At 67.7% G+C, this 24,044-nt stretch carries 22 protein-coding genes and 1 riboswitch; of the genes, 11 read left to right on the top strand and 11 right to left on the bottom strand.

Features of this window, described 5'->3' with window-relative positions; translation table 11 throughout:
* Positions 1-13: 13 nt before the first annotated feature.
* From N826_RS21845 to N826_RS21855, 3 genes are read right to left on the bottom strand one after another with little or no spacing between them, the layout of a single operon-like run.
* Entirely contained in the window at positions 14-808 is a 795-nt protein-coding gene (locus N826_RS21845) for an ABC transporter ATP-binding protein (protein WP_044432362.1), read from the bottom strand.
* Positions 805-1,590: an ABC transporter permease gene (locus N826_RS21850; RefSeq protein WP_044432299.1), complete on the bottom strand. Its 786-nt coding sequence runs from the start codon at positions 1,588-1,590 to the stop codon at positions 805-807. The genes N826_RS21845 and N826_RS21850 overlap by 4 nt, the downstream gene beginning before the upstream one ends.
* A gap of 18 nt (positions 1,591-1,608) precedes the next feature.
* Complete coding sequence (locus tag N826_RS21855; RefSeq protein WP_044432300.1) at positions 1,609-2,577, bottom strand: ABC transporter substrate-binding protein; 969 nt, start codon at positions 2,575-2,577, stop codon at positions 1,609-1,611.
* Between the two features lie 288 nt (positions 2,578-2,865).
* On the opposite strand from N826_RS21855, the gene N826_RS21860 reads away from it, so the two are divergent.
* Positions 2,866-4,317, top strand: a complete 1,452-nt coding sequence (locus N826_RS21860; protein WP_052831764.1) for a S41 family peptidase — start codon at positions 2,866-2,868, stop codon at positions 4,315-4,317.
* 75 nt (positions 4,318-4,392) lie between these two features.
* Here the strand turns inward: N826_RS21860 and motA are convergent, their stop codons facing one another.
* Positions 4,393-5,259 carry a flagellar motor stator protein MotA gene (gene motA, locus N826_RS21865; RefSeq protein WP_044432301.1) on the bottom strand — a complete coding sequence of 289 codons (867 nt, stop codon included), beginning with the start codon at positions 5,257-5,259 and terminating at the stop codon, positions 4,393-4,395.
* A gap of 166 nt (positions 5,260-5,425) precedes the next feature.
* On the opposite strand from motA, the gene N826_RS21870 reads away from it, so the two are divergent.
* Together N826_RS21870 and N826_RS21875 are read left to right on the top strand one after the other, a co-directional pair.
* Entirely contained in the window at positions 5,426-6,367 is a 942-nt protein-coding gene (locus N826_RS21870; RefSeq protein ID WP_044432302.1) for a flagellar motor protein MotB, read from the top strand.
* Between the two features lie 271 nt (positions 6,368-6,638).
* On the top strand, positions 6,639-8,828 hold the full coding sequence (locus N826_RS21875; RefSeq protein WP_044432304.1) for an anthranilate synthase: 2,190 nt from the start codon (positions 6,639-6,641) through the stop codon (positions 8,826-8,828).
* Between the two features lie 30 nt (positions 8,829-8,858).
* Here N826_RS21875 and N826_RS21880 read toward each other — a convergent pair whose 3' ends face one another.
* Complete coding sequence (locus N826_RS21880) at positions 8,859-9,293, bottom strand: hypothetical protein (protein ID WP_044432305.1); 435 nt, start codon at positions 9,291-9,293, stop codon at positions 8,859-8,861.
* Positions 9,294-9,525: 232 nt separating this feature from the next.
* Between N826_RS21880 and N826_RS40375 the strand changes: the two genes are divergently transcribed.
* Entirely contained in the window at positions 9,526-10,320 is a 795-nt protein-coding gene (locus tag N826_RS40375) for a CT398-like coiled coil hairpin domain-containing protein (RefSeq protein WP_157599357.1), read from the top strand.
* Positions 10,321-10,336: 16 nt separating this feature from the next.
* Here the strand turns inward: N826_RS40375 and N826_RS21890 are convergent, their stop codons facing one another.
* Positions 10,337-12,505 (bottom strand): methyl-accepting chemotaxis protein, encoded by a 2,169-nt coding sequence (locus N826_RS21890; protein ID WP_169789396.1) that lies wholly within the window; start codon positions 12,503-12,505, stop codon positions 10,337-10,339.
* Positions 12,506-12,661: 156 nt separating this feature from the next.
* Positions 12,662-12,769, top strand: a riboswitch (TPP riboswitch).
* Positions 12,770-12,832: 63 nt separating this feature from the next.
* On the opposite strand from N826_RS21890, the gene N826_RS21895 reads away from it, so the two are divergent.
* The 5 genes from N826_RS21895 to N826_RS21915 are packed head-to-tail and all read left to right on the top strand — an operon-like array spanning position 12,833 to position 18,498.
* Entirely contained in the window at positions 12,833-13,972 is a 1,140-nt protein-coding gene (locus N826_RS21895; protein ID WP_044432306.1) for an ABC transporter substrate-binding protein, read from the top strand.
* On the top strand, positions 13,969-14,844 hold the full coding sequence (locus tag N826_RS21900) for a branched-chain amino acid ABC transporter permease (protein WP_044432308.1): 876 nt from the start codon (positions 13,969-13,971) through the stop codon (positions 14,842-14,844). Before N826_RS21895 ends, N826_RS21900 begins: the two co-directional genes overlap by 4 nt.
* On the top strand, positions 14,837-16,570 hold the full coding sequence (locus tag N826_RS21905) for a branched-chain amino acid ABC transporter ATP-binding protein/permease (protein ID WP_044432310.1): 1,734 nt from the start codon (positions 14,837-14,839) through the stop codon (positions 16,568-16,570). The genes N826_RS21900 and N826_RS21905 overlap by 8 nt, the downstream gene beginning before the upstream one ends.
* Positions 16,571-16,586: 16 nt before the next feature.
* Positions 16,587-17,330, top strand: coding sequence for an ABC transporter ATP-binding protein (locus N826_RS21910; RefSeq protein ID WP_063772296.1), 744 nt, complete (start codon positions 16,587-16,589; stop codon positions 17,328-17,330).
* Between the two features lie 43 nt (positions 17,331-17,373).
* Positions 17,374-18,498 (top strand): hypothetical protein, encoded by a 1,125-nt coding sequence (locus N826_RS21915; protein WP_052831777.1) that lies wholly within the window; start codon positions 17,374-17,376, stop codon positions 18,496-18,498.
* Between the two features lie 57 nt (positions 18,499-18,555).
* Here N826_RS21915 and N826_RS21920 read toward each other — a convergent pair whose 3' ends face one another.
* The 3 genes from N826_RS21920 to N826_RS21930 all read right to left on the bottom strand — a co-directional run bounded on the left by N826_RS21920 (position 18,556) and on the right by N826_RS21930 (position 20,837).
* On the bottom strand, positions 18,556-19,176 hold the full coding sequence (locus N826_RS21920; RefSeq protein ID WP_044432312.1) for a GDYXXLXY domain-containing protein: 621 nt from the start codon (positions 19,174-19,176) through the stop codon (positions 18,556-18,558).
* Positions 19,173-20,483 (bottom strand): DUF2157 domain-containing protein, encoded by a 1,311-nt coding sequence (locus N826_RS21925; RefSeq protein WP_169789397.1) that lies wholly within the window; start codon positions 20,481-20,483, stop codon positions 19,173-19,175. The genes N826_RS21920 and N826_RS21925 overlap by 4 nt, the downstream gene beginning before the upstream one ends.
* A gap of 129 nt (positions 20,484-20,612) precedes the next feature.
* On the bottom strand, positions 20,613-20,837 hold the full coding sequence (locus N826_RS21930; protein ID WP_044432314.1) for a DUF1127 domain-containing protein: 225 nt from the start codon (positions 20,835-20,837) through the stop codon (positions 20,613-20,615).
* 128 nt (positions 20,838-20,965) lie between these two features.
* Here N826_RS21930 and gcvA point away from each other — a divergent pair, with 128 nt between their 5' ends.
* Positions 20,966-21,844, top strand: coding sequence for a transcriptional regulator GcvA (gcvA, locus tag N826_RS21935; RefSeq protein WP_044432315.1), 879 nt, complete (start codon positions 20,966-20,968; stop codon positions 21,842-21,844).
* A gap of 63 nt (positions 21,845-21,907) precedes the next feature.
* Here gcvA and N826_RS21940 read toward each other — a convergent pair whose 3' ends face one another.
* Both N826_RS21940 and cobT read right to left on the bottom strand, forming a co-directional pair.
* Positions 21,908-22,336, bottom strand: coding sequence for a DUF2141 domain-containing protein (locus N826_RS21940; RefSeq protein WP_044432317.1), 429 nt, complete (start codon positions 22,334-22,336; stop codon positions 21,908-21,910).
* Positions 22,337-22,338: 2 nt separating this feature from the next.
* Positions 22,339-23,367 (bottom strand): nicotinate-nucleotide--dimethylbenzimidazole phosphoribosyltransferase, encoded by a 1,029-nt coding sequence (cobT, locus tag N826_RS21945; RefSeq protein ID WP_044432318.1) that lies wholly within the window; start codon positions 23,365-23,367, stop codon positions 22,339-22,341.
* A gap of 133 nt (positions 23,368-23,500) precedes the next feature.
* On the opposite strand from cobT, the gene N826_RS21950 reads away from it, so the two are divergent.
* Positions 23,501-24,044 (top strand): adenosylcobinamide-GDP ribazoletransferase (locus tag N826_RS21950; protein WP_044432320.1); only part of this gene is annotated, 544 nt, incomplete at its 3' end.

Raw genomic sequence — 24,044 nt, forward strand, 5'->3', positions numbered from 1 at the left:
CCATCCGCCAAGCTCACTCCGCCGCCATCGAATCCGCCCGTATCGTCTCCACCCGGATCTCCTCCGTCAACCGCGCCTTGTACTCGGCGAACTCCGGCGTCGTCTTGACCGTGTAAGTCCGCGGATGCGGCAGGTCTACCGCCACGTCGCACTTGATCCGGCCCGGCCGGGCCGTCATCACGACGACGCGGTTGGCCAGGAAGATCGCCTCGTCGATGTCGTGCGTGACGAACAGCACGGTCTTGCGGTCGGCTTCCCAGATGCCCAGCAGCAATTCCTGCATCAGCGCCCGCGTCTGGTTGTCCAGCGCGCCGAACGGCTCGTCCAGCAGCAGCACCTTGGGATCGTTGGCGAGCGCCCGCGCAAGAGCGGTTCGCTGCTTCATACCGCCCGACAGCGTCTTCGGGTAGTGGTCGGCGAACTGCCGCAAGCCCACTTTCTCCAGGAAATAGCCGGAAATCTCCGCCTGCTCCGCCTTCGGCATCCCCTTCTCGCGCAGCCCGAAGCAGATGTTTTCCCGCACCGTCATCCAGGGGAACAGGCTGTACGACTGGAAGACCATGCCCCGATCCGGCCCCGGCCCGCCGACCGGCTGTCCGTCCATCAGCACCCGTCCCGAAGTCGGCGTATCGAGGCCGGCCACGATCCGCAGCAAGGTGCTCTTGCCGCAGCCGGACGGCCCCAGGATCGTGATGAAGTCGTTATGCGCCACGGCCAGATCGGTCGGCTGGAGCGCCACCGTCGCGGCCCCTCCCCGATGGGCCGGCGGGAACACCCGCCCCACTCCCTCGATAGCCAAACTGCTCACGATGCCGCCCACGAAAATAGCCGCTGGTTCAACTGCTTGAACAGGAAGTCGGAGACCAGCCCGATCACCCCGATCACGAAGATCCCGAAGATCATCTGCCCGGTATCCAGAAATCTCTGCGCGTCGATGATCATGAAGCCGATCCCGGCGCTGGCCCCGATCAGCTCCGCGACGATCACATAGGTCCAGGCCCAGCCCAGCACCAGCCGCAGCGTCTCGAAGATCTGGGGTGCGGCAGCCGGCAGCATGACCCGCAGCACCACGCCCCGGCTCTTGGCTCCCAGAGTATAGGCCGCCTCGATCAGCTCCATCCGGACGCCGCCGACGATCACCGCGACCATCAGGCAGATCTGGAAGACGGCGCCGATGAAGATCACCGAGAGCTTCTGCGTCTCGCCCACTCCGGCCCACAGGATCAGCAGCGGGATGAAGGCCGAGGCCGGCAGGTAGCGGGCGAAGGAGATCAGCGGCTCCAGCAGCGCCTCGACCGGCTTGAACGCCCCCATGACGATACCCAGCGGCACCGCCACGGCGGAGGCGATCAGGAAGCCGCCCAGCACCCGCCCGACCGTGACCAAGACGTCGTTGAGGAACCCGAACTCGAAGAACAGCGCGTAGCCGGCCTGCAACGTCGCCCAGGGTCCCGCCAGGAACAGCGGCTTCACCAGACCGCTCGCCGTCACTGCCCACCAGACCGCCACCACCACGACGAACCCCAGTATCCCCAGGGCGATCCTGCGCCCAGGGGAAACCGGCTTCAGCGGCACGAACAAGTCAGCCATAAGAACCAAAATACCCGCTTACTTGACGAAAGACGCATCGACCATGGTCGAGACATCCGCCGGCCGGCGTACCAGCCTGGCTTCCACCATGATGTCGTTGGCTTCCTTGAGGAACTTCGGCAGCGTCTCGCCCAGGTACTCCTTGTTCATGTCGCGGTCGTACCAACTCACGAACTTGGCCGACTCCTTGAACTGCTCCGGCGTCTGGTTCACGTCGGCGCCCATGACCTTGTAGGCGGCTTCCGGCTGCGCCTTGATCATGTCCAGCGCCTCGAACCACGACTTGACCATCGCCTGGACGACGGCAGGGTTCTTCGCGATGTAGTCGGGCTGGAACGCCAGCGTATCGACGATCACGCCGGGGGTATCCGCCGAGGTCGTGATGATCTTGCCGGCGTTGTTGGTCCGCACGGTGGACAGGTAGGGCTCATAGGTCACCGCCGCGTCGAACTGACCGGCGACGAAGGCGTTGGCCGCGTCCTTCGGCTCCAGGTTGGTCAGCTTGAGGTCGTCCAGCTTCATGCCTTCCTGCTTCAGCAGATAGGCCAGCCAGAACTGGGGCACGCCGCCGAACTGCACCGCGACCGACTTGCCCTTCAGCGCCTTGACCGACCCGATGCCGTCCTTCGCCGCGATGCCGTCACCGCCCGCCGAGGTGTCGAGCACCAGCACCTGCGTTACCGGCACGCCGCTCGACGCGTAGAGGATATGGGTATCGACCGTCGTCGTGATCGCCTGGACGTCGCCGGACGCCATCGCCTGATGCCGGTTGGACGTCGGCATTTTCTTGATCTCGACCTCGATGCCGTTCCGCTCGAAGATACCGGCCTTCTGCGCCAGCGTGATCGGCGCGAACCCGGTCCAGCCGCTCATCGCCAGCGTCACCTTGGGCAGGTCCGCGGCAAAGGCGGAACCGGCCGCGCCAGCGGTACAGAACACGGCGCCCAGCATCGCCGCCGTGAAAGCGCCAAACCAACGTCTCGTCATCGTCAGACCTTCCTGTCACTCTCGATTATCCGCCGCACTCGTTCAGCGTATGGTGCGGTGCGATAGCATGGGCCCAAGTCTTTCACAGCGGCCCCGCGCTGCCAACCCGGATGTGTGACGCAAAAGGCAAGGCGCTATCGATCAGGCGGTATTTTTCATAACCTTACATTAACCATATTCAGGCTCTCTTATCCTGCCGCCCGAATGGTGTATCGTATTCGTCGGACCATCCGTCTAAACTTGCTCAACTCTCCTTTGGGCACATGCCCGCCAGAGGATCTCGCTCGCATGAACGACCGGAAATCCGCTACCAGCACCCCAGCACTCTTGGCCGTATCGCTGGCGCTTCTGGCGCCCCTGCCGGCGCTGGCCCAGCCGCCGGCCTCGGGAGCCCCTGTCCAGGCTGCGGCCAATTCCTCGTCCAAGGCACCCAATACCGCCGCGGCGCAGCAGTCGGCGATGGATGAGCGGGCGCTCAACCTGTTCAGCGAAGTGTTCGAGCGGGTGCGCGGGCAGTATGTCGAGAAGGTGACCGACGAGCAGCTGGTAAAGGCGGCCATCAACGGCATGCTGACCTCGCTCGATCCGCATTCCAGCTTCCTCGACACCGAGGATTTCGCCGAGATGCAGGTCCAGACCCGGGGCGAGTTCGGCGGGTTGGGCATCGAAGTCACGCTGGAGAACGGGCTCGTCAAGGTCATCTCCCCGATCGACGACACCCCCGCCGCCCGCGCCGGCTTCCAGAGCGGCGACCTGATCACCCAGATTGACGGCGAGCCGGTCATGGGCCTATCGCTCAAGCAGGCGGTGGACAAGATGCGCGGCCCGGTCGGCCAGCCGATCAAGGTCATGGTCCGGCGCGGCGTCACCGAGGCGGCTCCGTTCGAAGTCAGCCTGACCCGCGAAGTGATCAAGAGCCAGCCGGTCAAGCAGCGGGCGGAAGGCAATGTCGGCTACATCCGCATCACCGGCTTCAGCCGCCAGACCCAGCCGGGCCTGGAAAAGGCGGTACAGACGCTCCAGAACGAGATCGGCAGCAAGCTGATCGGCTACGTCGTCGATCTCCGCAACAACCCTGGCGGGTTGCTCGATCAGGCGGTGTCGGTCGCCGACAGCTTCCTCGACAAGGGCAACATCGTTTCGACCCGTGCCCGCGACGGCGTCGAGACCCAGCGCTTCGACGCGACCAACGGCGACCTGACCAAGGGCCTGCCGATCGTCGTCCTGGTCAACGGCGGTTCGGCTTCCGCATCGGAGATCGTCGCCGGCGCCCTCCAGGACCAGCACCGCGCGGTGCTGCTGGGCACCCAGACCTTCGGCAAGGGCTCCGTCCAGACAATCATGCCGCTGACCGAGCAGAAGGCCATGAAGATCACGACGGCCCGCTACTACACGCCATCGGGCCGCTCGATCCAGGCGCTGGGCGTCACTCCCGACATCACGGTCGAGCAGGCCAAGCTGGAAAAGGTGGCGCAGGCCCCGACCCGCAAGGAAGCCGACCTACGCGGCGCCCTGAGCAACGATACGGTCGCGAAGCCTCCCGCCGGCGCCGCTCCCGGTGCTCCCGGCGCTCCCGCCCCGGTGACGACGAAGTCCGATGCGGCACCCGGCAGCGCCGAGGACTACCAGCTCCAGCGCGCGGTCGACCTGCTGGTCGGGACCTCGCTGTTCCGCCAGCTTCCGGGGCAGGCGCCCGGTCAGGCTTCTCCGTCGCCCATGGTCACCAAGACTTCAGGCTGAAGTCATCGGCGGCCGGAACAGAAAAGGCGGCGGGCAAATCGCCCGCCGCCTTTTTGCTGGCCGTGAATTCGTCAGCTACACCGGCGGCAGCGCGTTCAGCTTCTCTTCGACTTCCGCGAAGCTTGGCATGTATTCGTGGGAGATCGCCTTGCGGCCGGTCTCCACGCTGATCTGCGGCGCCTGCCCGTGCAAGTGGGCCGTGATGATCACGCGGATCACGTGGTAGAACTTGATCTCGTCATCGTAGATGCCTTGCAAGCGCGTGGCGATCGGGCCGAAGATGCCGTAGGCCAGCAGCACGCCCAGGAAGGTGCCGACCAGCGCGCCGCCGATCATCTTGCCGAGCACGGGCGGCGGTTCGTTCAGCGAGCCCATGGTCTTCACCACACCCAGCACCGCCGCGACGATGCCGAGAGCCGGCAGAGCGTCGGCCATGCCCTGGAAAGCGTGAGACACGTGCAGGCCTTCGCCATGGAAGGCCTTGATCTCGCGTTCCATGATGTCTTCGACCTGATGCGGGTCGTCCTGGCTCATCGACACCATGCGCAGGTAGTCGCAGATCAGGTCCTGCGCGAAATGGTCGTGCGTGATCTTGGGATAAGCCTGGAAGATCGGACTCTCGCTCGGCTTTTCGATATGGGGCTCGATCGCGACCGTGCCCTTGTTCTTGGCGAGTTTCAGCAACTGGAACATCAACGTCAGGATGTCCATGTAGTCGGCTTTTTTGAACTTGGCGCCCTTGATCACCTTCGGCATGTCCTTCAGCGCATGCTTGATGCCGTGCGCGCTGTTGGAAATCAGGAAGGTGCCGACGGCGGCGCCGCCGATGGTCGCCATCTCGTGCGGCAAGGCATGCAGCACGATCTCCATATTACCGCCAGTTGCCGCGTAAACGCCGAAGACGCAGATGAAGAGGAAAACGAGTCCACCGATTGCAAGCATGACCGTCCGACTTGCCGATAAAGAAATGTTTACGTTCTTAAGTCAGGTTGTCTGCCTTGACACGCTTGGAAATGCGCGGAAATGCGGAAAAACCTGCATAAGTCGAGCGCATCTTGAAGCGGAAGTCTTAACATTTCGTCAGCCAATTCCTTCAGTCAGGTGAGCAATGGCAAAGTCCGAGCGGCCCATCATCATCAAGCGCATCATCGTGGCCGGCGGCGGCCATCATGGCGGCGCCTGGAAGGTGGCCTATGCCGACTTCGTGACCGCGATGATGGCGTTCTTCCTGCTGCTGTGGCTGCTCGGCTCGACCACGGAGGACCAGCGCAAGAGCCTCGCCGACTACTTCTCTCCCAGCCCGGCGGTTTCCAGCTCCAACAGCGGCTCCGGCGGGCTGCTGGGCGGCGTCACGATCTCGGTCCCCGGCAGCCTGTCGTCGCCCAACGCCGCCTTCACGTCGCAGGACTCGGCGCCCAATACCCTTACCAAGCCCTCCGAAAACGACGGTGACAGCAGCGGCGCCGGCGAAGGCGCCGAGGGCGAGGACAGCGGCCAGGGCAAGGACCCCGGCCAGCAGGCCGCCGGAGCGCCGCCCAAGCCCGGCGCCCCGCCGTCCCTGACCCCGGAGCAGCGCGAGAAGCGCCAGTTCGACAAGGCGGCCGATGCGCTGAAACAGGCGCTGGAAGCCTCTCCCGACCTTCAGGGCCTCAAGAACAACCTGCTGGTCGATCAGACGCCGGAAGGCATGCGCGTCCAGATCGTCGACAACGAGGGCAAGAGCATGTTCGCGTCCGGCAGCACGCAGATGAACGACGACATGCGGAAGCTCCTGACCAAGGTCGTCCAGGCCATCGGTCCGCTGAACAACAAGATCGCGATCCGGGGCCACACCGACGCCACTCCGTTCGCCAACAACCCCCAGGGCAACTGGGACCTGTCCAGCCAGCGCGCCAGCGTCACACTGAAGGCGTTGACCGCGATGGGTCTGTCCCCGAACCGTCTGGCCGATGTCAGCGGCCGGGCCGAAGTGGATCCCCTGTTCCCGGAAAACCCCAAGGACCCGCGCAACCGCCGCATCTCGATCATCCTGTTCAAGCAGGCGAAGTGAACTCGCTTGACCTTCTTCCCCGCCGCGTGAGATTGTCCGGTTCATGAGCAACATCGTTCTCACAGCAGCGCAGCGTTGGTGGTGGCCCGTGTAATCGGGCGGCCAAACCTCACGCATGCGATCGCAGTGATCGACATCGAGGCCGTCACGGGTTCCGGGCGGCCTTTGTTTTTGTCGGGGATTGGGATCTGACGAAGCTGGGTACACCGGGGGTCCGTGGCGGCAGTCAAAGCCAGCCAATAAAGCCAGACACTTGATCGGGGACCCTGTTATGAGCTTCAACGACAAGGAAACACTGGATTACCGGACGCGCGGCGGCATCAGGGTCGAGCGCCGCCTGATCCGGCAGCCCTATGAGGGCGCCGTTGAGCCGCTGGTCGATGCGCTGGAGCGGCGGCGCGGCGTGCTGCTGTCCTCCAGCTTCGAATATCCCGGCCGCTATACCCGCTGGGACCTGGGCTTCGTCGATCCGCCGGTCATGCTGACGGCGCGCGACCGCGACGTCAGGATCGAGGCGCTCAACCTGCGCGGCCGGGTGCTGGTCCGCGCCATCGCCGAAAACCTCGCCGATCTCGATGCGCTGGAACGGTTCGATACCGCGCCGGGGCGGATCGACTGCCGGGTCGAGCCCGTGGCGCCGGGCACCTTCGCGGAGGAAGACCGCAGCCGGCAGCCTTCCGTCTTCTCGGTGCTGCGGGCAATCTCCGATCTGTTCAGCGCGCCGGACGACCATACGCTGGGGCTCTACGGCGCTTTCGGCTACGATCTGGCCTTCCAATTCGAGGCGATCCGCCGGAGGCTGGAGCGTGGCGGCGACCAGCGCGACCTCGTGCTGTATCTGCCGGACGAGGTGCTGGTCGTCGACCATCTGCGCGCAACCGCGACGATCCACCATTACGAATTCACGGCGGCGGGCGAGCGGACGCACGGTCTGGCGCGATCCACGGCCCCCGCCCCCTACAGCCTCGATGCCGCGGCCGATCCCGCCAACGATCACGCAACCGGCGACTACGCCGCCTCGGTCGAACGGGCGCGCGACGCCTTCAAGCGCGGCGACCTGTTCGAGGTCGTCCTGAGCCAGGTATTCGCCGAGAAATCCGTTAGCGGCCCGTCAACCCTGTTCCGCCGCCTGCGCCGCGCCAACCCTTCCCCCTACGGCGCATTGATCAACCTTGGCGACGGCGAGTTCCTGATCGCGGCGTCGCCGGAAATGTATGTCCGGGTGGAGGGCCGGCGGATCGAGACCTGCCCGATCTCCGGCACCATCGCGCGCGGCGCCGATGCGATCTCGGACGCCGCCCAGATCCTGACGCTGCTGAACTCGGCCAAGGACTCGGCGGAATTGACCATGTGTACCGACGTCGACCGCAACGACAAGTCGCGGATCTGCGAACCCGGCTCGGTCCGGGTGATCGGCCGACGGCAGGTCGAGCTGTATTCCCGGCTGATCCACACCGTCGATCATGTCGAAGGGACGCTGCGCGACGGGTTCGACGCGCTGGACGGATTCCTCAGCCATACCTGGGCGGTGACGGTGACCGGAGCGCCCAAGCGAAGGGCGATGCAGTTCGTCGAGGACCACGAGAAGTCGGCCCGCCGGTGGTACGGCGGCGCCATCGGCTGCATGACCTTCGACGGCGGCATGAACACGGGGCTGACGCTCCGCACGATCCGGCTGAAGGATGGCGTCGCGGAGGTCAGGGTCGGCGCCACGCTGCTCTACGATAGCGACCCCGTCGCCGAGGACGCCGAATGCCGGCTGAAGGGATCGGCGCTGTTCGGCGTGATCCGGCAGGTGAACGGCAACGGCGGACCGGAGATTCAGCCCACGGCAAGGCCCGGCATGGGGCACCGGATCCTGCTGGTCGACCACGAGGACAGCTTCGTCCATACGCTCGGCAACTACTTCCGGCAGACCGGCGCCGAGGTGACGACGCTGAGGGCGGAAGCTGCCCGCGCGGCACTAGCGGAGATGCGGCCCGACCTGCTGGTGCTGTCGCCGGGTCCGGGGCGGCCGGCGGACTTCGACGTCTCGGCGACGCTCGGTCTGGCAGTGGCGCTGGAGGTACCGGTGTTCGGCGTCTGCCTGGGCTTGCAGGGGATTGCCGAGCATTTCGGCGGCGCCCTGGGCGTGCTGGACCACCCGATGCACGGCAAGGCCTCCGTCGTGCGGGTGCTCGGCGGCGAGTTGTTCGGCGGGCTGCCCCGGAGTTTCACCGTCGGCCGCTATCACTCGCTGTTCGCGGAACGGACAAGCCTGCCCGAAGAGTTGGAGGTCACGGCCGAGAGCGAGGACGGCGTCGTGATGGCGCTGGAACACCGTACGCTGCCGCTGGCCGCCGTCCAGTTCCACCCGGAATCGATCCTGTCGCTGGACGGCGATACCGGGATGACGCTGATCCGTGCCGTCGTGGAAAAGCTCTGCGCGCGTGCCCGGCCGGAGATGGCGGCCGTCGCGTGACGAGCGTCAGGAGGAAGTGTCAGGGGCGGGTCAGGAGCGGACCCGCCTCAGCACCCAGGCGCGGTCCTTATAGGCAAGGTGCAGGTCTTCCTGGCCAAGCAGCCGGCCCATCTCGCAGGCCAGCTCGTTCAGCAGCGCGCAGATGGCGGTATCGTCAAGCTCTGCGCTGTAGAGCGGCAGGACTTCGCCGGTAAAGATCGCGACCGGTTCGCGGTCGCTGCCGGCGGCGCCCTCCCCGCCCGGCCACGCGTAGACCACCTCGCCACGGGTGAACATGCCGGACAGGAAGGGCTGGCCGGCGTCGGCCCGCCGCTTCATCCAGTCGTGGGCGGCGCGGACCGCTTCCTCGATATCGTAGATCCTGCCGGTCCGCTTCCAGCCCTCGCGCAGGCCCAGCGTGATCCGGAAGTCGCGCCGCTCGCCGGAAGACCCGGTCACGGTTTCGAAGCGCCAGTCGTCGGACATCGGATCGGCTCCAGCAGGTGTGTGCATATCGGGCTGAAATGTAAGTACGACGTGCCCCGATTGAAGTCGCCATCGTTACGAGTCCGATGTTCCGGACGATCTTTCTCAGGCTGGAATTTCGCGATCTGTAAATCCACCCTGCGGCACGATGGTTGCGCATCCCGAAACTGTTCCCGTTGTACGGGACAAGCGATTGTGATACGCCATGGTATGCCCGGACGGAGAATAAATCTTGGTTGCCCAACTGCGCGCTGAAGTTGTAGTCAGCACCATGGCCGTTATCGCCCAAAAGATCGACATGATGGATGCCCGCCTGTCCTCGGGTCAGGAACGGCTTGCCGAAGGGCAGGTGCGTCTGGAGGGCCGGATGGACCAGCTCGGCGAACGTCAGGACCGGCTCGAAGGCCAGATGGGACAACTCGGCGAGCGTCAGACCCGCCTGGAGGGCCGGATGGACCAGCTCGGCGAGCGCCAGACCCGCCTGGAGGGCCGGATGGACCAGCTCGGCGAGCGCCAGACCCGCCTGGAAGGCCAGATGGGACAACTCGGCGAGCGCCAGACCCGCCTGGAAGGCCAGATGGGACAACTCGGCGAGCGCCAGACCCGCCTGGAGGGCCGGATGGACCAGCTCGGCGAGCGCCAGACCCGCCTGGAAGGCCAGATGGGACAACTCGGCGAGCGCCAGACCCGCCTGGAAGGCCAGATGGGACAACTCGGCGAGCGCCAGACCCGCCTGGAGGGCCGGATGGACCAGCTCGGCGAGCGCCAGACCCGCCTGGAAGGCCAGATGGGACAACTTGGCGAGCGTCAGACCCGCTTGGAAGGCCAGATGGGACAACTCGGCGAGCGCCAGACCCGCCTGGAAGGCCGCATGGATACCCTGGCGGAGCAGCAGGAAAAAATGCAGGGTGACATCATCGACATCAAAACGACGATGGATGTCAGGTTCTCGATCATTGATGAAAACAATCAAGTCATCAACCGCAAGCTCAATGCGCTGCTGGCCCACATGGGTGCGGCGGAGTAAACCGCCGCACGCCGTTTCAGGTCGGCCGGCAGCCTAGCCGCAACGCTCCCCAGTGGCGTCCATGGACGAGCACCGGGGCGCTGACGTCCTTCATCAGCAGGAACTTCCCGCCGCCCATGTCGCGCCGGTAGGTCTGGACCAGCGCCGGTGCCCGGCTGCGGGCGGCGGCGATGCCGGTGAAGTCGTCGAAGATACGCCGGTTGCGGCAGTTGGCGACGTTCCAGGCGATCTCGCCCGGCCGCTGCGGCAGCGAGTATTTCAGGTTGTGCGTGGGCAGGTAGCCGTTGCGGTCCACCGTGGCGCAGAAATCGATCCTCTGCTCCTTCTGGAGCACCGCCTCCTGGATCGGCGGCAGCAGCCGGTCGAACAGCTCCGTATAGCCCGTCAGGTATTGCTGGGGATCGGACCCGGCGATCGGCTGGTAGGCGGTCGAGAAGACTTCGTCGGCGCTGATGCCGCCGCTGTCGATGGTATCGTCCAGCAATCCCGAGATCTGCCGGGCCGCCGCCTGGACCGTCGCGATCAGCGCGTCGTCGCCGCTGTGCCAGCGGTCCAGCGCACGGGCCAGGACCGCCGTGACATCGGCCGCCAGGTCGAGGAAATGGGCGTGGATGACCTCCCCTTCCGCATTGGCGACTTCCGCCTGGATCGTGCCGATATCGGGGATCGCCAGCGTCAGCGGCGTCCCCGCCGGAGCCGTCCCGCCGTCCAGGCGGATCTGGGCGCCGCCGCTCGATATGTTCTCGACCACCGCCGGCTGCCGGACCCCGCCGACGGTACACTCCACCCGCAGGTCGACGGCGACCCGCGCCGCCCGCCGCCGTTCGGCGAAGCGGGAGTTGCGCAGGCTCGCGATCACCCGCTTCTCGATGTTGACCACCTGCCCGACCAGTTCGGAGGTATTGTGGCGAAGCTGGGTCGACACCTTCGTCGTCACGCCCGCCTGCGTCGCGACGCTGCCGATCGGTTCATGCACCAGGCGGACGCTGTCGGCCGTCTGGCTGACCGACTGGGCGATGTCGCGGGTGACGGCGTCCTGCTCGACCACCGCCGCCGCGATCGCGCCGATCGTCTCGTTGACCATCTCCACCCGCCCGGCTACGTCGGAGATGGCCGAAACCGTTTCTCCGATCGCCTGCTGCATCGAATGGATCTCGTTACGGATATTGCCTGTCGCGTTGTTGGTCTGGTCGGCAAGCTGCTTGACCTCGTTGGCGACGACGGAAAAGCCCTTGCCGGCTTCGCCCGCCCGCGCCGCCTCGATGCTGGCGTTGAGCGCCAGCAGGCGCGTCTCCTTGGCAATCTTCTCGATCAGCGTCGCGATTGAGCCGATCCGGTCCGACACGTCGTTCAGGTTGGCGGCGATGCCACGCGCCGCCTGCGACCGGGACGTCGCATCCTGTGCCGCTCCGGTCGACCGGTCCACCTGGGACGAGATTTCCGCGATGGACGCGGAAAGCTCCTGCGCCGCCGCCGCTATGGTCTGTGCGTTGGCATCCGCCTCGTGCGACGCCGCGGCGACATGGTCGCCGTCCTCGCTGACCCGCTGCGCTGCACCCAGCACCTCGTCGGATGCCGATTCCATCGCCTGCGCCTTGCGGCGGACCAGCTGGACCGCGTCGTCCAGTTCCTGCTCGAAGGTGTCGGCCAGGTCCAGCAACTCGTCGGTGACCTGCTGCTCCGTCGTGGTGTCGGTATAGACGGACAAAGCCAGTTCCGCCTCCATCAGGAGCGTGCGGATCAGCGTCGCGGCCTGATCGGCGGCGGCCTGCCGGCTCCAGCGGTTGCGCTCGATCACCGAGCGCACCAGCCGCTCCATGATGAAGGAATAGGCCGAGAGGTAGAATCGCGGCTTCAGCCCGACGCGGTGATGCGCGGCTCCGATCCGCTGGACCCGTTCGACATAGGCGGCATCGATGCCGTCGGCGAAAAGCTTGTGCCAGTGGTCCTGCTGGGCGCAGATCAGCCGGGAAACCATGCCCTCCGCAGCGATAAGCTCCGCGGTTTCTGGAAATCCTCTAAGAAACGAATAGAAATCATTCAAAATATTGTCGAGGTCGGCGTTCACGTGCGGACCAAGTTGGAACAGCGAACGTTGCGTTGCAGCATCGATCCGCCAAAGGTCCAGCTCGAGCGACACTCCATGCGGTTGGCCCTTTATTCCAGCCGTGTCGCTGCCCGTCATGTAAACGTCCTCCCAGTTGCGGGAAGCGACCATCAGGTGTGCCGATTGCACTGACAATGATCTAGGTCAATAGTAATACAACTATGGCCTGATTGCCGGTTTTGCGGACGGTCTTCGCCCCCTTGACAGGCGGGGAGGCCGCCTGCCACTGTCTGCTGGTCAAGGCTGGGGTGCCGGAGCGGACCGATGTCCGCTCCGGCTGAGATCATACCCATAGAACCTGATCTGGATCGTGCCAGCGAAGGGAGCCCGCGTGATCCTCCAGACAGTTCACCGGTCCCCTGCCCCTCGCTGGAACAGCAAGCGTCGAGGACGAGGAACCGCCATATGCCGCCCCGCATGCCGCCGTGGAAAAAGACCCTCCTGACCGCAGCCCTGGCGGCAGCCGTCGCCCATGCCGCACCGGCCTCAGCCGAGGTCGATATCCCCGTGCTGGTTCCCGTCACGGGCTTCCTGGCGCTCGAAGGCACCAGCCAGCGGAACGGCGCCGTCCTGGCGATCCGCCACGCCGCCGACCGGCTCCGGGTCCGTTCCGAGGTGATCGACACCGGCACCTCGCCGGAAGGCGCCGTGACGGCGCTGGAGCGGGCATCCGGCCGGGGCAAGCCGCTGGCCGTGGCCGCCAGCATGCTGGGCACCCAGATGCTCGCCATGCTGCCCCTTGCCGAAGAATACGGCATCCCGCTGGTGACGGTATCCGGCACCGCCTCGATCACCGAACGCGGCAATCCCTGGGTCTTCCGCTTCTTCCCCGGCGACGAGGTCACCAAGACGGCCCATGCCCGCTACGTGGTGGAGGAACTGGGCAGGCGGCGTCCGGCGGTCATCTACCAGACCACCGCCTACGGCCAGAGCGGACAGGCGCACCTGCGCGACGCCTTTGCCAAGCTGGGGGTCGATCCGGTTTTCGAAGAAGGCGTCGATCCCGGCATTCGCGACATGCTGCCGGTGCTGACCAAGGCGATGGCGGCCAGCCCCGACGTCCTCGTCCTCCACCTGCATTCCGGCCCGACCGCCCTGTTCGTCCGGCAGGCCGCGGCGTCCGCCGCCGGCATCCCGATCGTCGCCGGCTCGGCGATGCACCAGCCCTCCACAGCAGCCTTGCTGGAACCGGCCGAGCTGAAGGGCGTCTGCGCCGAAACCTCGGCCTCCCCGGTCTCCGGCGGCTCACCGGAGATCGAGAAGTTCACCGCCGACTATCGCTCCAGCTTCAACACCGATCCCGACGCCTTCGCGCTCGGCCAGTATGACGGCATCGCGATGGTGCTGGACGCGGCGGCCAAGGGGGCTGCCACGCCCGAGGACATCCGCGACGTGCTCTCGCAAACGACCTACAAGGGCCTCGCCATGACCTACCGGTCCGACGGAAAGGGCAACATGGCTCGTTCGGCCACCATCGTCTGCTACGACGGCGCCAGCCGCATCCCCGCCGTCGCCAAGCGGTACGAGGCCGTCGCCGGCCAATGATCCTGGCGCAGCTGATGGTCAACGGCATAGCGCTGGGCGCCGCCTACGCGCTGGTGGCGCTGGGATTCGTGCTGGTGCTCAACGCCACCGGAGCCGTCAACTTCGCGCAGGGCGACCTCGTCATGGCGGGCGGGTTCCTGGCCGTGGCGTTGGCAGGCTTCATCCCCGACGCCCCCGGGTTCGTCCTGCTGCCGCTGGTGATGGCCCTGATGGCGCTACTCGGCATCGCCGTTTCCGCGACCGCCTACCTGCCGCTTCGCAACCGCCCGCCGGTCGGCGTCTTCATCAGCACCATCGCCGTCGGCATCATCCTCCAGAACGGCGCCACCGTCCTGTTCGGGCCGGAACCGAAGGCGGCGGCGCCGCTGTTCGGCGGCGGCGCCTTCACGATCGCCGGCCTCCAGGTCCCGACACAGTCGATCGCCGTCATCGCGACAGCGGCCCTTCTGATCGCAGGGCAGTACTGGCTGTTCACCCATACCCAGCTCGGCCGCCGCCTGCGGGCGACGGCGCAGGACCCCGGCATGGCGCGGGCCTGCGGCATCCCGGTCACCTCCATGATCGCGCTCACCTTCGCATTGGGCGCCGCCCTGGCGGGCGCCGCCGGGCTGCTGCTGTCCAACCAGTTCTTCGTGACGCCGTCAGCCGGCAGCGGCCTGATCCTGAAGGCCTATATCGCCGTCACCATAGGCGGCTGGGGTTCCCTCCCCGGCGCCGTGATCGGCGCCCTCCTGATCGCCGCGTTCGAGGTCGTCGTCTCCTATACCCTCTCCTATACCGCCGCGACGGCGGCGCTCTATCTGGCGCTGCTGGCGATCCTGGCCGTCCGTCCCCAGGGCCTGTTCGGAGAGGCGTCGCGCCGCCGTGCCTGAAGCCCTGACCCGCGGCCTGAACCCGCTGCTGATCCTGGCGGCCTTGGCCCTGGCAGCCTATGCGCTGTTCGGCGCCGGCCCCTACGGCCTGCGCGTCCTGACCGTCGCCGGCGTCTACGCCATCGCCGTCATCGGCTACCAGGCGATCTTCGGACAAGCCGGCGCGCTGTCCCTGGCCCAGGGCACCTTCTTCGGGATCGGCGCCTATGTCACCGGCATCCTCGGCTCCACCTCGGGCTTCGGCTTCGCGGTGACCTTCCCGCTGTCGATACTGGCCCCGACCCTGCTGGCGCTGCTGATCGCCGTCCCCGTCCTCCGGCTGGAAAGCCACTACTTCGCGCTGGCGACGCTGGGGATCGGGCAGGTCGTCCTGCTCGCCGCCGTGGAATGGCAAAGCCTGACCGGCGGCGCCAACGGCATCGCCGGCGTCCCCGGCATCGACCTGTTCGGCTGGCGGGTCGGACGCGGGCTGCCGCTGGCGCTCTTCGTCTGGACGCTGGTGGCACTGGGCGCGCTGCTCGCGTGGCTCCTCGGCCATGGCCGGCGCGGCGCCGCCTTTCCCATCATGCGGGAAACCCCCGTCGCCGCCCGCACCCTGGGCATCGATATCGACCGGCTGAGGCTGGAAGCCTTCGCCGTCAGCGCCGCCTATGGCGGAGCCGCCGGCGCGCTGACCGCCCACACCCAGCGCGTCGTCTCGCCCGAAGTGCTGGAATTCCCCGTCATGGTCACGATCCTGACCGTCGCCGTCATCGGCGGCCAGGGCCGCATCGCCGGGGCCGTCGTGGGCGCCGTCCTGCTGATCCATCTGCCGGAGTGGTTCCGGGGACTGGAGAACGGCTATCTCATCCTCTACGGTGCCGCCTTGCTGGCGACGATCGTCGCGGCGCCCTGGGGCATCGTCGGATCGCTGGAGCGCCTGCGTGCTCGGCTGATCCCCGAGCGCCCCCCGGCCGCGCCGGCGGCGTCGGCTCCGCCGGCGCGGCCGACCTCCAAGCCAAGCCTCCCGGCCTCCTCCGCCCCCGTGCTGTACGTCGACGGCTTCGGCAAGAGGTTCGGCGGCGTACAGGCCGTTTCCGATGTAAGCCTCCGCCTGGACCGGGGCCGCATCCTCGGCGTCATCGGCCCGAACGGGTCCGGCAAGACGACGCTGATCAACCTGATCACCGGCCTGGAAAAGGCCGATGCCGGCAAGCTGTACGTATCGGACGCCGACATCACCGGCGAGCCGCCGCACCGCAGGGCGCTGGCCGGCATCGCCCGCAGCTTCCAGACGGCGGCCCTGCCGTCCGACAGCACCGTACTGGAAGCCGTCACGGCGGCCCGCATCGCCATCGACAGCGACATCGCAACGGCCCGTTCCCACGCGATGCACTTCATCGTCCAGGCCGGCATCGCCGATCTGGTCCACACCCGGTGCGGCGCCCTGCCTCCCGGTCCCCGGCGCGCGGTCGAACTTGCCCGCGCCCTTGCCCGCCAGCCGCTCGCGATGCTGTTGGACGAACCGGCGGCCGGCCTGACCGAGGACGAACAGGCCAGCCTCGCGCGCCGGCTCCGCGCCGCTGCCGACGATGGCATCGCCATCATGATCGTAGAGCACAACATGCCGTTCCTGCTGCCGCTGGCCGACCGCATTCTCTGCCTGGACGAGGGCCGCGCCATCGCGGAGGGCACGCCCGGCAGCATCCGGCGCGACCCCGCCGTCATCGCCGCCTATCTCGGCTGACCATGAGCCTCTCCCGATGACCGCACCGCTCTTGATCCTGGACAGCCTGTCCGTCGGCTACGGCGGCGCTCCAGTCGTGGACGCCGTTTCGCTCCGCGTGGCGCCCGGCGAAGTCCTGGCCCTGCTCGGCGCCAACGGCGCCGGTAAATCGAGTCTCATGCGCGCTGTCATCGGCCTGGAGCCGGCGGCGTCCGGCCGGATCGTCCTGGACGGCGCCGACATCACCGCCCTGCCGCCCGAGCGCCGTGCCCGGATGGGCCTCGGCTACGTCCCGGAAGGGCGCAGAGTCTTCCCCGGCATGAGCGTGCGCGACAACCTGGAAGTCGCCAGCTTCGCCGCCAAAGCCGTGCGGACCGGCCTGATCGAGCGGGTTTTCGCCCTGTTCCCGCAGCTTGCGCCGAAGTCCGGCGACAGTGCGTGGCGGCTGTCCGGCGGGCAGCAGCAGATGCTCGCCATCGGCCGCGCCCTGATGGGCGAACCGCGCCTGCTTCTGCTGGACGAGCCTTCCATGGGCCTGTCGCCCCGCCTGACGTCGGAGGTCATGGCGACGGTGCGCGCGATTGCCGCAGGCGGGACGGCGGTGCTGCTCGCGGAACAGGCCGCGAGACGCGCTTTACAAGCGGCGGACCGTGGATTATGGCTGCATCTGGGGCGGGTGGCTGATACCGGCGACGCTACCGTTTTGCTCGACCGGATGGGGGACGACCCGGACTTTCCGGGCACTCCCCTTGCGACCGGCCCTTGCGACGGGGCGGTCTGACCTATAGCCTGCCGCCAACTCGTAGCGCAGCCGGATATTGAACGTGCAGGCTCACCTTCTCGCTTTAGCGCTCGGCGCAGCCATCGGGCTGTCGAGCGGCCTTCCTTCCGCCGCCTTCGCCCAGGCGCAGAACAACGCTCCACCCAAGGGCGCCCAGTTGACCGGTGCTCCGGTCGGAGACTGGCGCGGCGGCCCCGTGACCGATCCCGAGGGCAAGTTCGCCTATTGCGTCGCCCAGAACCGGTTCGACAACAAGCTGGCCCTCGTGATCGCCCGCAACCCCAACGGGGAAACGAACCTAGCCATCGGCATTCCCGGCGCCGGCATGGCCAAGGGCACCAAGTTCCCGATGAACGTGCGGGTCGACGAGACCGTCAAGCGGAACTTCACCGGCATCGCGGTGGAGCCGGACCTGCTGGTGGTTTCGACCGGCAAGGACGACGAACTGTACGAAGGCATGCGAAAGGGCAATCGCCTGATCATGCAGGGGCCGACCGACACCGCGATCTTCCAGCTGCGCGGCACCGGCAAGGCCCTGGGTGAATTGAAGACCTGTGCCCAAAACGGCAAGGGCGCCGTCGGGGCCGCACAGCCCGGTGCTCCCGGCGCTCCGGGTGGCGGGCAGAAGCCCGTCGCCGTCACCCTGCCGGAAACGCTGCGCTCGATCCTGAATGCGGCCGGTCTCCGCCAAGCGGTTCCGCTGTCGCTCGCCGGCGTGCCCGAAGACCGCCGTCCGGCCGACTTCGCCTGGAGGATCGGGCCTGTGTTCGGCGGCGTCCGCGAAGCCCGCGCTCCCGCCGAAGCCACGTTCGAGTCGCTGACGACCAATTACCTGGACGTCCTGAAGCAGCGTTGCAGCGGGAACTTCACGGCGAGCCCCAACCCGGTCGAAACGCTGCCGCGCGTGGCGCTTCGCACCGCCAACGTCACCTGCACGCCGCCGGAAGGCAAGATCAACGTCTCGATCCTGTTCTACAAGAGCCAGGGCGACATCTTCACGGTCTTCTTCCACGAAGCGTCCGACGCCGACCTGCCTCTCGCCAATCAGGCGCGCGACGGGCTGACCCAGGTCATCCGCAAGCTCGGCACTGAACAGCCGCCGGCGCAGCCTCCGGCCGGCGGGCCGCAGGGCCAACCCGCCCCGGCAACCCCGCCGAAGGCGAACTGACGCCGGTACGGACATCCGAAGACCGGTGCGGGCGTTTGGCCCCGTACCGGTCTTCCCTTAGAACAGCCCCTCCTCTACCTGCGGCTGGCCGTTGACCAGGATGGCGGAGATGGCCGGCGTCCCCGCCCGGTTGACCGCGACCCGGATATCGATCCGCTCGCCCTCCACCGGCCGCTCCCACTCCCGCCCCTTGCCCTCCGGCACGAAGTAGCTCTCGATCCCGTAATGGATGCCGGCGATCCGGCAGGGCACGATGGCGGTCGATTCGCCCGTACCGGACTCCTCGCACTGCTGTTCGGCCACCCAGTCGACCCGCCCGCGCAGCACGGCGCCGGTCGGCGCCGCTACCGGCCGCCGACGCCAGACGCCGGTCGCCTGCCAGGCCGGCCGGCCCGGCTGAAGATCGACGAAGACCGTCTCCCCCCGCTCCAGATCGTCGTCGCCGGCCAGCCGGTCGATCCGCAGGTGGCCGATCTCGTAGCTCAATTGCACATAGTCGCCCTGAAACAGCGAGCGCGGATCGACCGGACGGATCGCCAGGACGACCGGCGTCCCCGTCTCCAGCGTCCATTGCCGATACCCGATCAGCGCCGCCAGCACGGCGGTCTGGACCAACGCCAGGATCAGCAGGCGGCTGCCCCTGGTCAACGGCTCGCGGCCCGATCCTTCCCGGTTCATGCCGCCTCTCCCAGGCCGCCGATCAGGTGGCGCCGCTTACGTTCCAGTATCCAGCCCAACGCTATCACCAGCAGCCCGCCGACCATGAAGAACAGCGAGCGGTCGAACAGCAGCCAGAAGGTATCGAAATACAGGCGGAGGATCGTCAGCGCGAAGGCCAGGAAACCCAGATTGACGACGAACCGGTCGTCGCGCCGGTATCCTTCCGCGATCAGCCCGATCAGGGCCGCCACCAGCGCCAGGTTGAGCGCCGCCAGAGCCAGCCAGCCATGCTCCGCCGGCACCACGGCGCAACCGACCGCGACGGCGACCAGGACGACGGCTCCCAGGGCAAGCCTGTCCGAGGCCAGCCGCCAGCGGAACACCGCCCCGGCCAATGCCGCCAGCAGCACCAGCGCGGCCATTCCCGACCACCACGGATCGCCGGCGGCCCGACCGTCGTGGAACGACGGCAGCGCCAGCAGGGAAACGGCGGCCAGCGCGCCGGTCAGGGCGTAGCGCTCCAGCGGCACCGCGAAGGGAACGGCGGGAACCAGCGCCGACAGCAGGCTTCCCGCGGTCAGGAACAGCGCGGCGAGCGCGCTGCCCAGCCGCAGCAGGTCTTCCGACGCTCCGGCGTCCTCCGACATCAGCATCACCAGCGTCACCACCACGAACCACGCGGCCGAGGCCAGCGCCACATGGTAGGCCGCCATCCAGCGCGTCCGCAGGATGGGCGGCAGCATGGCCGCCCATACCGGCAGGAAGGGAAGATAGACGGCCAGAGGCGACTCCGGTGCCGCCAGGGTGAACCACAGGCTTATCAGCACCAGCGCCCCGCAGGCCGCCAGCTGGCTGGGCCAGGCCCAGGCGGCGACGATGGCGCCGAGCGCCCACAGCAGCACGCCGGCGGGAGGATCGGCGGAGAGGTGATAGATCTGCCCGATCAGCATGATGCCGGCCCCGAACAGCGCCACGCCCAGCAGCATCATCGCCTCGGCGAACTGGTCCGACCTGACGCGGAGCGCCGCATAGGATGCGGCATGCGCGCCCCAGAGCGCCGCCGAAAGGACCGCCAGCTTGGCGATGCGCCCCATCCCTTCCCAATTGGCGGCCAGGAACAGCAAGGCTCCGGCCGCGACCAGTACCGCTCCGAGCAGGGCCAGGAGATTGGGCAGGCTGCCGGGTGCCCGATCCGCCGCCCCGGCATCCTTCAGGATGGCGTCGACGTCTTCCCGCCTGACCAGTCCCCTCTCCGCCCAGCGGGACAGGTCGGTCCGCAGCCGGCCGACATAGTACTGATGAAGAAAAGGGTACCGATGAAGCAAGGGCGTGATCCGATCCGTCGTGACGGCGTGGACCATAATAAGGTTGCCGGCCCGCCGTCCGCATTATTCTTCCGGCTATCGCGGCGGGACCAGCCGGTAATAGGATCGGTGAACGTCCCCCTGCTTTATTTACTCCCGCCAGAAAGGCTTGTCGGCCTCATCCCGCACGTCCGCTTCCGTCAAGCCGATGTCGGAGAGCAGGTGGCGGTCCATGCGCCCCAGCGCACGGCGGGTCTGGATGCGGCGGTGCCAGATTGCACCGAGCGACGCGAGGTTGGACAAGGCTCCGAGCGGCGCGCCCAGAGCGGTGGCGAAGGGCAGCGCCGGCGCATGCCCGGTTTGAGTTCTGATCATGGCAGCCTCCGGTGTACAGGATGATTGGATGCTCCTGATGTACGGTGCCGCTTGCGCTTCCACAAACCATGAGTTCTCATGTTCCGCATGAGCCGAACTCATGCGTCCGATCACAGTCCGGAGCCGCCATGTCGCGCCGCCTTCCGCCGCTGAACGGCCTCCGCGCCTTCGAGGCCGCCGCCCGCCACCTGAGCTTCACGCTGGCCGCCGAAGAGCTGCACGTGACCCAGGGCGCGGTCAGCCGCTCGGTCAAGGGCCTGGAGGAGCATCTGGGGGTGCCGCTGTTCCAGCGCCTGCCGCGCATGCTGGCCCTGACCTCCGAAGGCAAGGTGCTGCTCGCGGGCGTCACCGAGGGACTGGACCGGATCGCGCAGGCGGCGGCGAAGGTGGAGACGCGGGCGCACGACCTTCAGGTCAAGGTGCCTCCGACCTTCACGATCCGCTGGCTGATGCGCCGGCTGATCCGGTTCCAGACCAGCCGGCCGGACATCAGGGTGCGGCTGAATACCGGCTGGGAATGGGTCGATTTCGACCGTGACGACTTCGACGCCGGGATCGTGTTCGGCATCGGCCCGTGGCCGGGCCTGCGCAACGACCCGCTGTTCGAGGAACGCCTGACCGCCCTGTGCGCCCCCGCCCTGCTCGGCCGGCTCAAATCGCCCGCCGATCTGGCCCGCTGCACGATCCTGCACCCCGATCCCCAGCAGAGCGAGTGGCGCTCCTGGCTCGAACTGGCCGGACTGCCTAATCTGGACGTCGACCGCGACAGCCAGATCTTCGACACCCAGGATCTGGCGATCCAGGCGGCGGCGGACGGACACGGCGTGACCGTCGCCGACCTGTCGCTGGTCCGCGACGACATAGCGGCCGGGCGCCTTGCGGTACCGTTCCCGGATATCGAGGCAAGGGTCGGCAGCTATCAGCTCGTCAGCCCCCAGCACTTGGCCGACCGGCCGGCCCTCAGCGCTTTCCGCGACTGGCTGCTGGCCGAGGCGCGTGACGGGTGACCTCGGGATATGCCTTCCCGGCGGGCGGAATCCGGTCGCGGACAACGCCCTTCAGCCCCGGACTCAGTTCCGCAGGTTCAAGACCGTCTCGGTCACCCCGTTCCCGACGGTGACGGACATCTCGGCGAACTCAGGCGGCGCCAGATTGATCCTGGCGTCGTTGCCGAACCCGAAGGGCTCCTTGGGAAAGCCCAGCAAGTTGTTGTCCATCTCGCCGTTGGCGTTGAGGTCGTGAAGCGCCGCGAGCCCGTAGCGGCCGGGCGGCAGGTCGCGGAAGACCACGACGACCTCGCCCGCTTGGGCGGGCGACGAAGCGCCGTAGGTCTTCTGCCGCTTGTCGAAGGACTCCGGCGTGGCATAGAGCCCGATCTTGACGTCCCCTTCGGCCGACTTCACGCCCCGGACCGCGACCCGGAGTTCGGCGGCGACGGCTCCGGTAGTCCAGAGCATGCCGCCGGCCAGCAGTGCCAGAAAGGCGCCGGCGCGCCGCATCGTCAATGCGCCTGCCCGCTGACGCCCGCTTCCGCGAAGGTCGCCATGCCGGTGTGGCAGGCGACCGCCGCCTTCAGGATCGGGATCGCCAGGGCGGCTCCGGACCCTTCCCCCAGTCGCATGCCGAAATCGAACAGCGGCTGCTTGCCCAGCTTCTCCAGCAGGAGCGCGTGCCCCGGTTCGGCCGAGCGGTGCGCCACGATGCAATGGTCGAGCGCGCGGGGGTCCAGCTTGGCCAGGACGGCGGCGGCCGCCGTGCAGGCATAGCCGTCCAGCACGACCGGCGTCCGGGCCAGCCGGGCGGCGGCGACCGCGCCGGCGATGGCGGCAAGCTCGTAGCCGCCCAGGCAGCGGAGCGCCTCCAGCGGATCGGTCAGCGCACCGGGGTTGGCCTCCAGCCCCGCCGCTATCGTCTCCGCCTTGCGGGCCAGCCCCCTGGCGTCGACGCCGGTGCCGGGACCGACCCAGTCCGACGGCTCGCCGCCGAACAGCGCCGTGCAGAGCGCCGCCGCCGAGGTGGTGTTGGCGATACCCATCTCGCCGAGGCAGACCACGTGGAGCCCCTGCTCTACCGCCATCATTCCGTAGGCCATGGCGCGGGCGCAGCCCTCTTCGGTCATGGCGGGACCGGTGGTGAAGTCGCGGGTCGGCCGGTCCAGGTCCAGCTCATAGACGCGCAGGTCGGCGTCGGCGGCTTCGGAAAGCTGGTTGACGGCGCCGCCGCCGTTGATGAAGTTCTGCACCATCTGGGCGGTCACTTCGCTCGGATAGGCCGAAACGCCGCGCGCCGCGATGCCGTGGTTGCCGGCGAAGACGCTGATGCGCGGCCGGCGCATCTCCGGCGTGCTGCTGCCCTGCCACGTGGCGATCCATTGGGCCAGCTCCTCCAGCCGGCCCAGCGAGCCGCGCGGCTTGGTGAGCTGGTTCTGCCGCTCCAAGGCCGCCGTGCCGGCCTCCAGGTCGGGACCGGGCAGGTCGCGCACCAGGGCGCGGATCTCGTCGAACGTCACTGCTGGCTGGGCATTGGACATGACTGGTGTCTCGGCTCTACTGAAAAACTGTCTGGAGCTATATGGTAAGGCTGCGGCCGCGCATTAGCCCGGTTTGGGCCGGAACGCCAAAATAAGCTTTCCGGTCCGGTTCGGACTAACCTATAGGGGTCCCATGAGCGAGACGCAATCCGCCCCGGCCGGGGCCGGCCGGCTCAAGCAGGAACTGGCCGCCGCCGCGATCTTCCTGACGCGGCTACCGGTCCGCTTCGACGGCATCATGCCGCCCGACCTGCACGGCCGCGCCATCGGCTGGTATCCCGTCATCGGCGCCCTGGTCGGCCTGTGCGGAGCCCTTGCCTATGCGGCGGCGAGCACCGCCGGACTGACGGCGGCCTCCGCCGCCCTGCTCGCGCTGTGCATCCAGATCGCCATGACCGGTGCGCTGCACGAGGACGGCCTTGCCGACGTGGCCGACGGTTTCGGCGGCGGGCGCGACAAAATGGCCAAGCTGGCGATCATGCGCGACAGCCGCCTGGGCAGCTACGGCGTCCTGGTCCTGATCTTCTCCGTCGGGTTGCGTTGGTCGGCGCTGGTGGCGCTGGCCGACCCGCTGGCCGTCGGGCTGGCGCTGGTTTCCGCCGGGGCGCTGTCGCGCGCCGCCGTCCCCGCCGTCTACGGCTGGCTCGATCCGGCGCGCGGCGACGGTCTGGCGGCGG

It is taken from the genome of Skermanella aerolata KACC 11604, from assembly GCF_000936425.1.
GTDB lineage: Bacteria > Pseudomonadota > Alphaproteobacteria > Azospirillales > Azospirillaceae > Skermanella > Skermanella aerolata.

Excerpts from the sequence above, each read along its gene's own strand:
- N826_RS21860 (WP_052831764.1), top strand. The coding sequence starts at position 2,866 with ATGAACGACCGGAAATCCGCTACCAGCACCCCAGCACTCTTGGCCGTA.
- N826_RS21875 (WP_044432304.1), top strand. The coding sequence starts at position 6,639 with ATGAGCTTCAACGACAAGGAAACACTGGATTACCGGACGCGCGGCGGC.
- N826_RS21900 (WP_044432308.1), top strand. The coding sequence starts at position 13,969 with ATGATCCTGGCGCAGCTGATGGTCAACGGCATAGCGCTGGGCGCCGCC.
- N826_RS21940 (WP_044432317.1), bottom strand. The coding sequence starts at position 22,336 with ATGCGGCGCGCCGGCGCCTTTCTGGCACTGCTGGCCGGCGGCATGCTC.
- N826_RS21880 (WP_044432305.1), bottom strand. The coding sequence starts at position 9,293 with ATGTCCGACGACTGGCGCTTCGAAACCGTGACCGGGTCTTCCGGCGAG.
- N826_RS21855 (WP_044432300.1), bottom strand. The coding sequence starts at position 2,577 with ATGACGAGACGTTGGTTTGGCGCTTTCACGGCGGCGATGCTGGGCGCC.
- N826_RS21910 (WP_063772296.1), top strand. The coding sequence starts at position 16,587 with ATGACCGCACCGCTCTTGATCCTGGACAGCCTGTCCGTCGGCTACGGC.
- N826_RS21930 (WP_044432314.1), bottom strand. The coding sequence starts at position 20,837 with ATGATCAGAACTCAAACCGGGCATGCGCCGGCGCTGCCCTTCGCCACC.
- N826_RS21920 (WP_044432312.1), bottom strand. The coding sequence starts at position 19,176 with ATGAACCGGGAAGGATCGGGCCGCGAGCCGTTGACCAGGGGCAGCCGC.
- N826_RS21870 (WP_044432302.1), top strand. The coding sequence starts at position 5,426 with ATGGCAAAGTCCGAGCGGCCCATCATCATCAAGCGCATCATCGTGGCC.
- N826_RS21850 (WP_044432299.1), bottom strand. The coding sequence starts at position 1,590 with ATGGCTGACTTGTTCGTGCCGCTGAAGCCGGTTTCCCCTGGGCGCAGG.
- motA (WP_044432301.1), bottom strand. The coding sequence starts at position 5,259 with ATGCTTGCAATCGGTGGACTCGTTTTCCTCTTCATCTGCGTCTTCGGC.
- cobT (WP_044432318.1), bottom strand. The coding sequence starts at position 23,367 with ATGTCCAATGCCCAGCCAGCAGTGACGTTCGACGAGATCCGCGCCCTG.
- N826_RS21895 (WP_044432306.1), top strand. The coding sequence starts at position 12,833 with ATGCCGCCCCGCATGCCGCCGTGGAAAAAGACCCTCCTGACCGCAGCC.
- N826_RS21890 (WP_169789396.1), bottom strand. The coding sequence starts at position 12,505 with ATGACGGGCAGCGACACGGCTGGAATAAAGGGCCAACCGCATGGAGTG.
- gcvA (WP_044432315.1), top strand. The coding sequence starts at position 20,966 with ATGTCGCGCCGCCTTCCGCCGCTGAACGGCCTCCGCGCCTTCGAGGCC.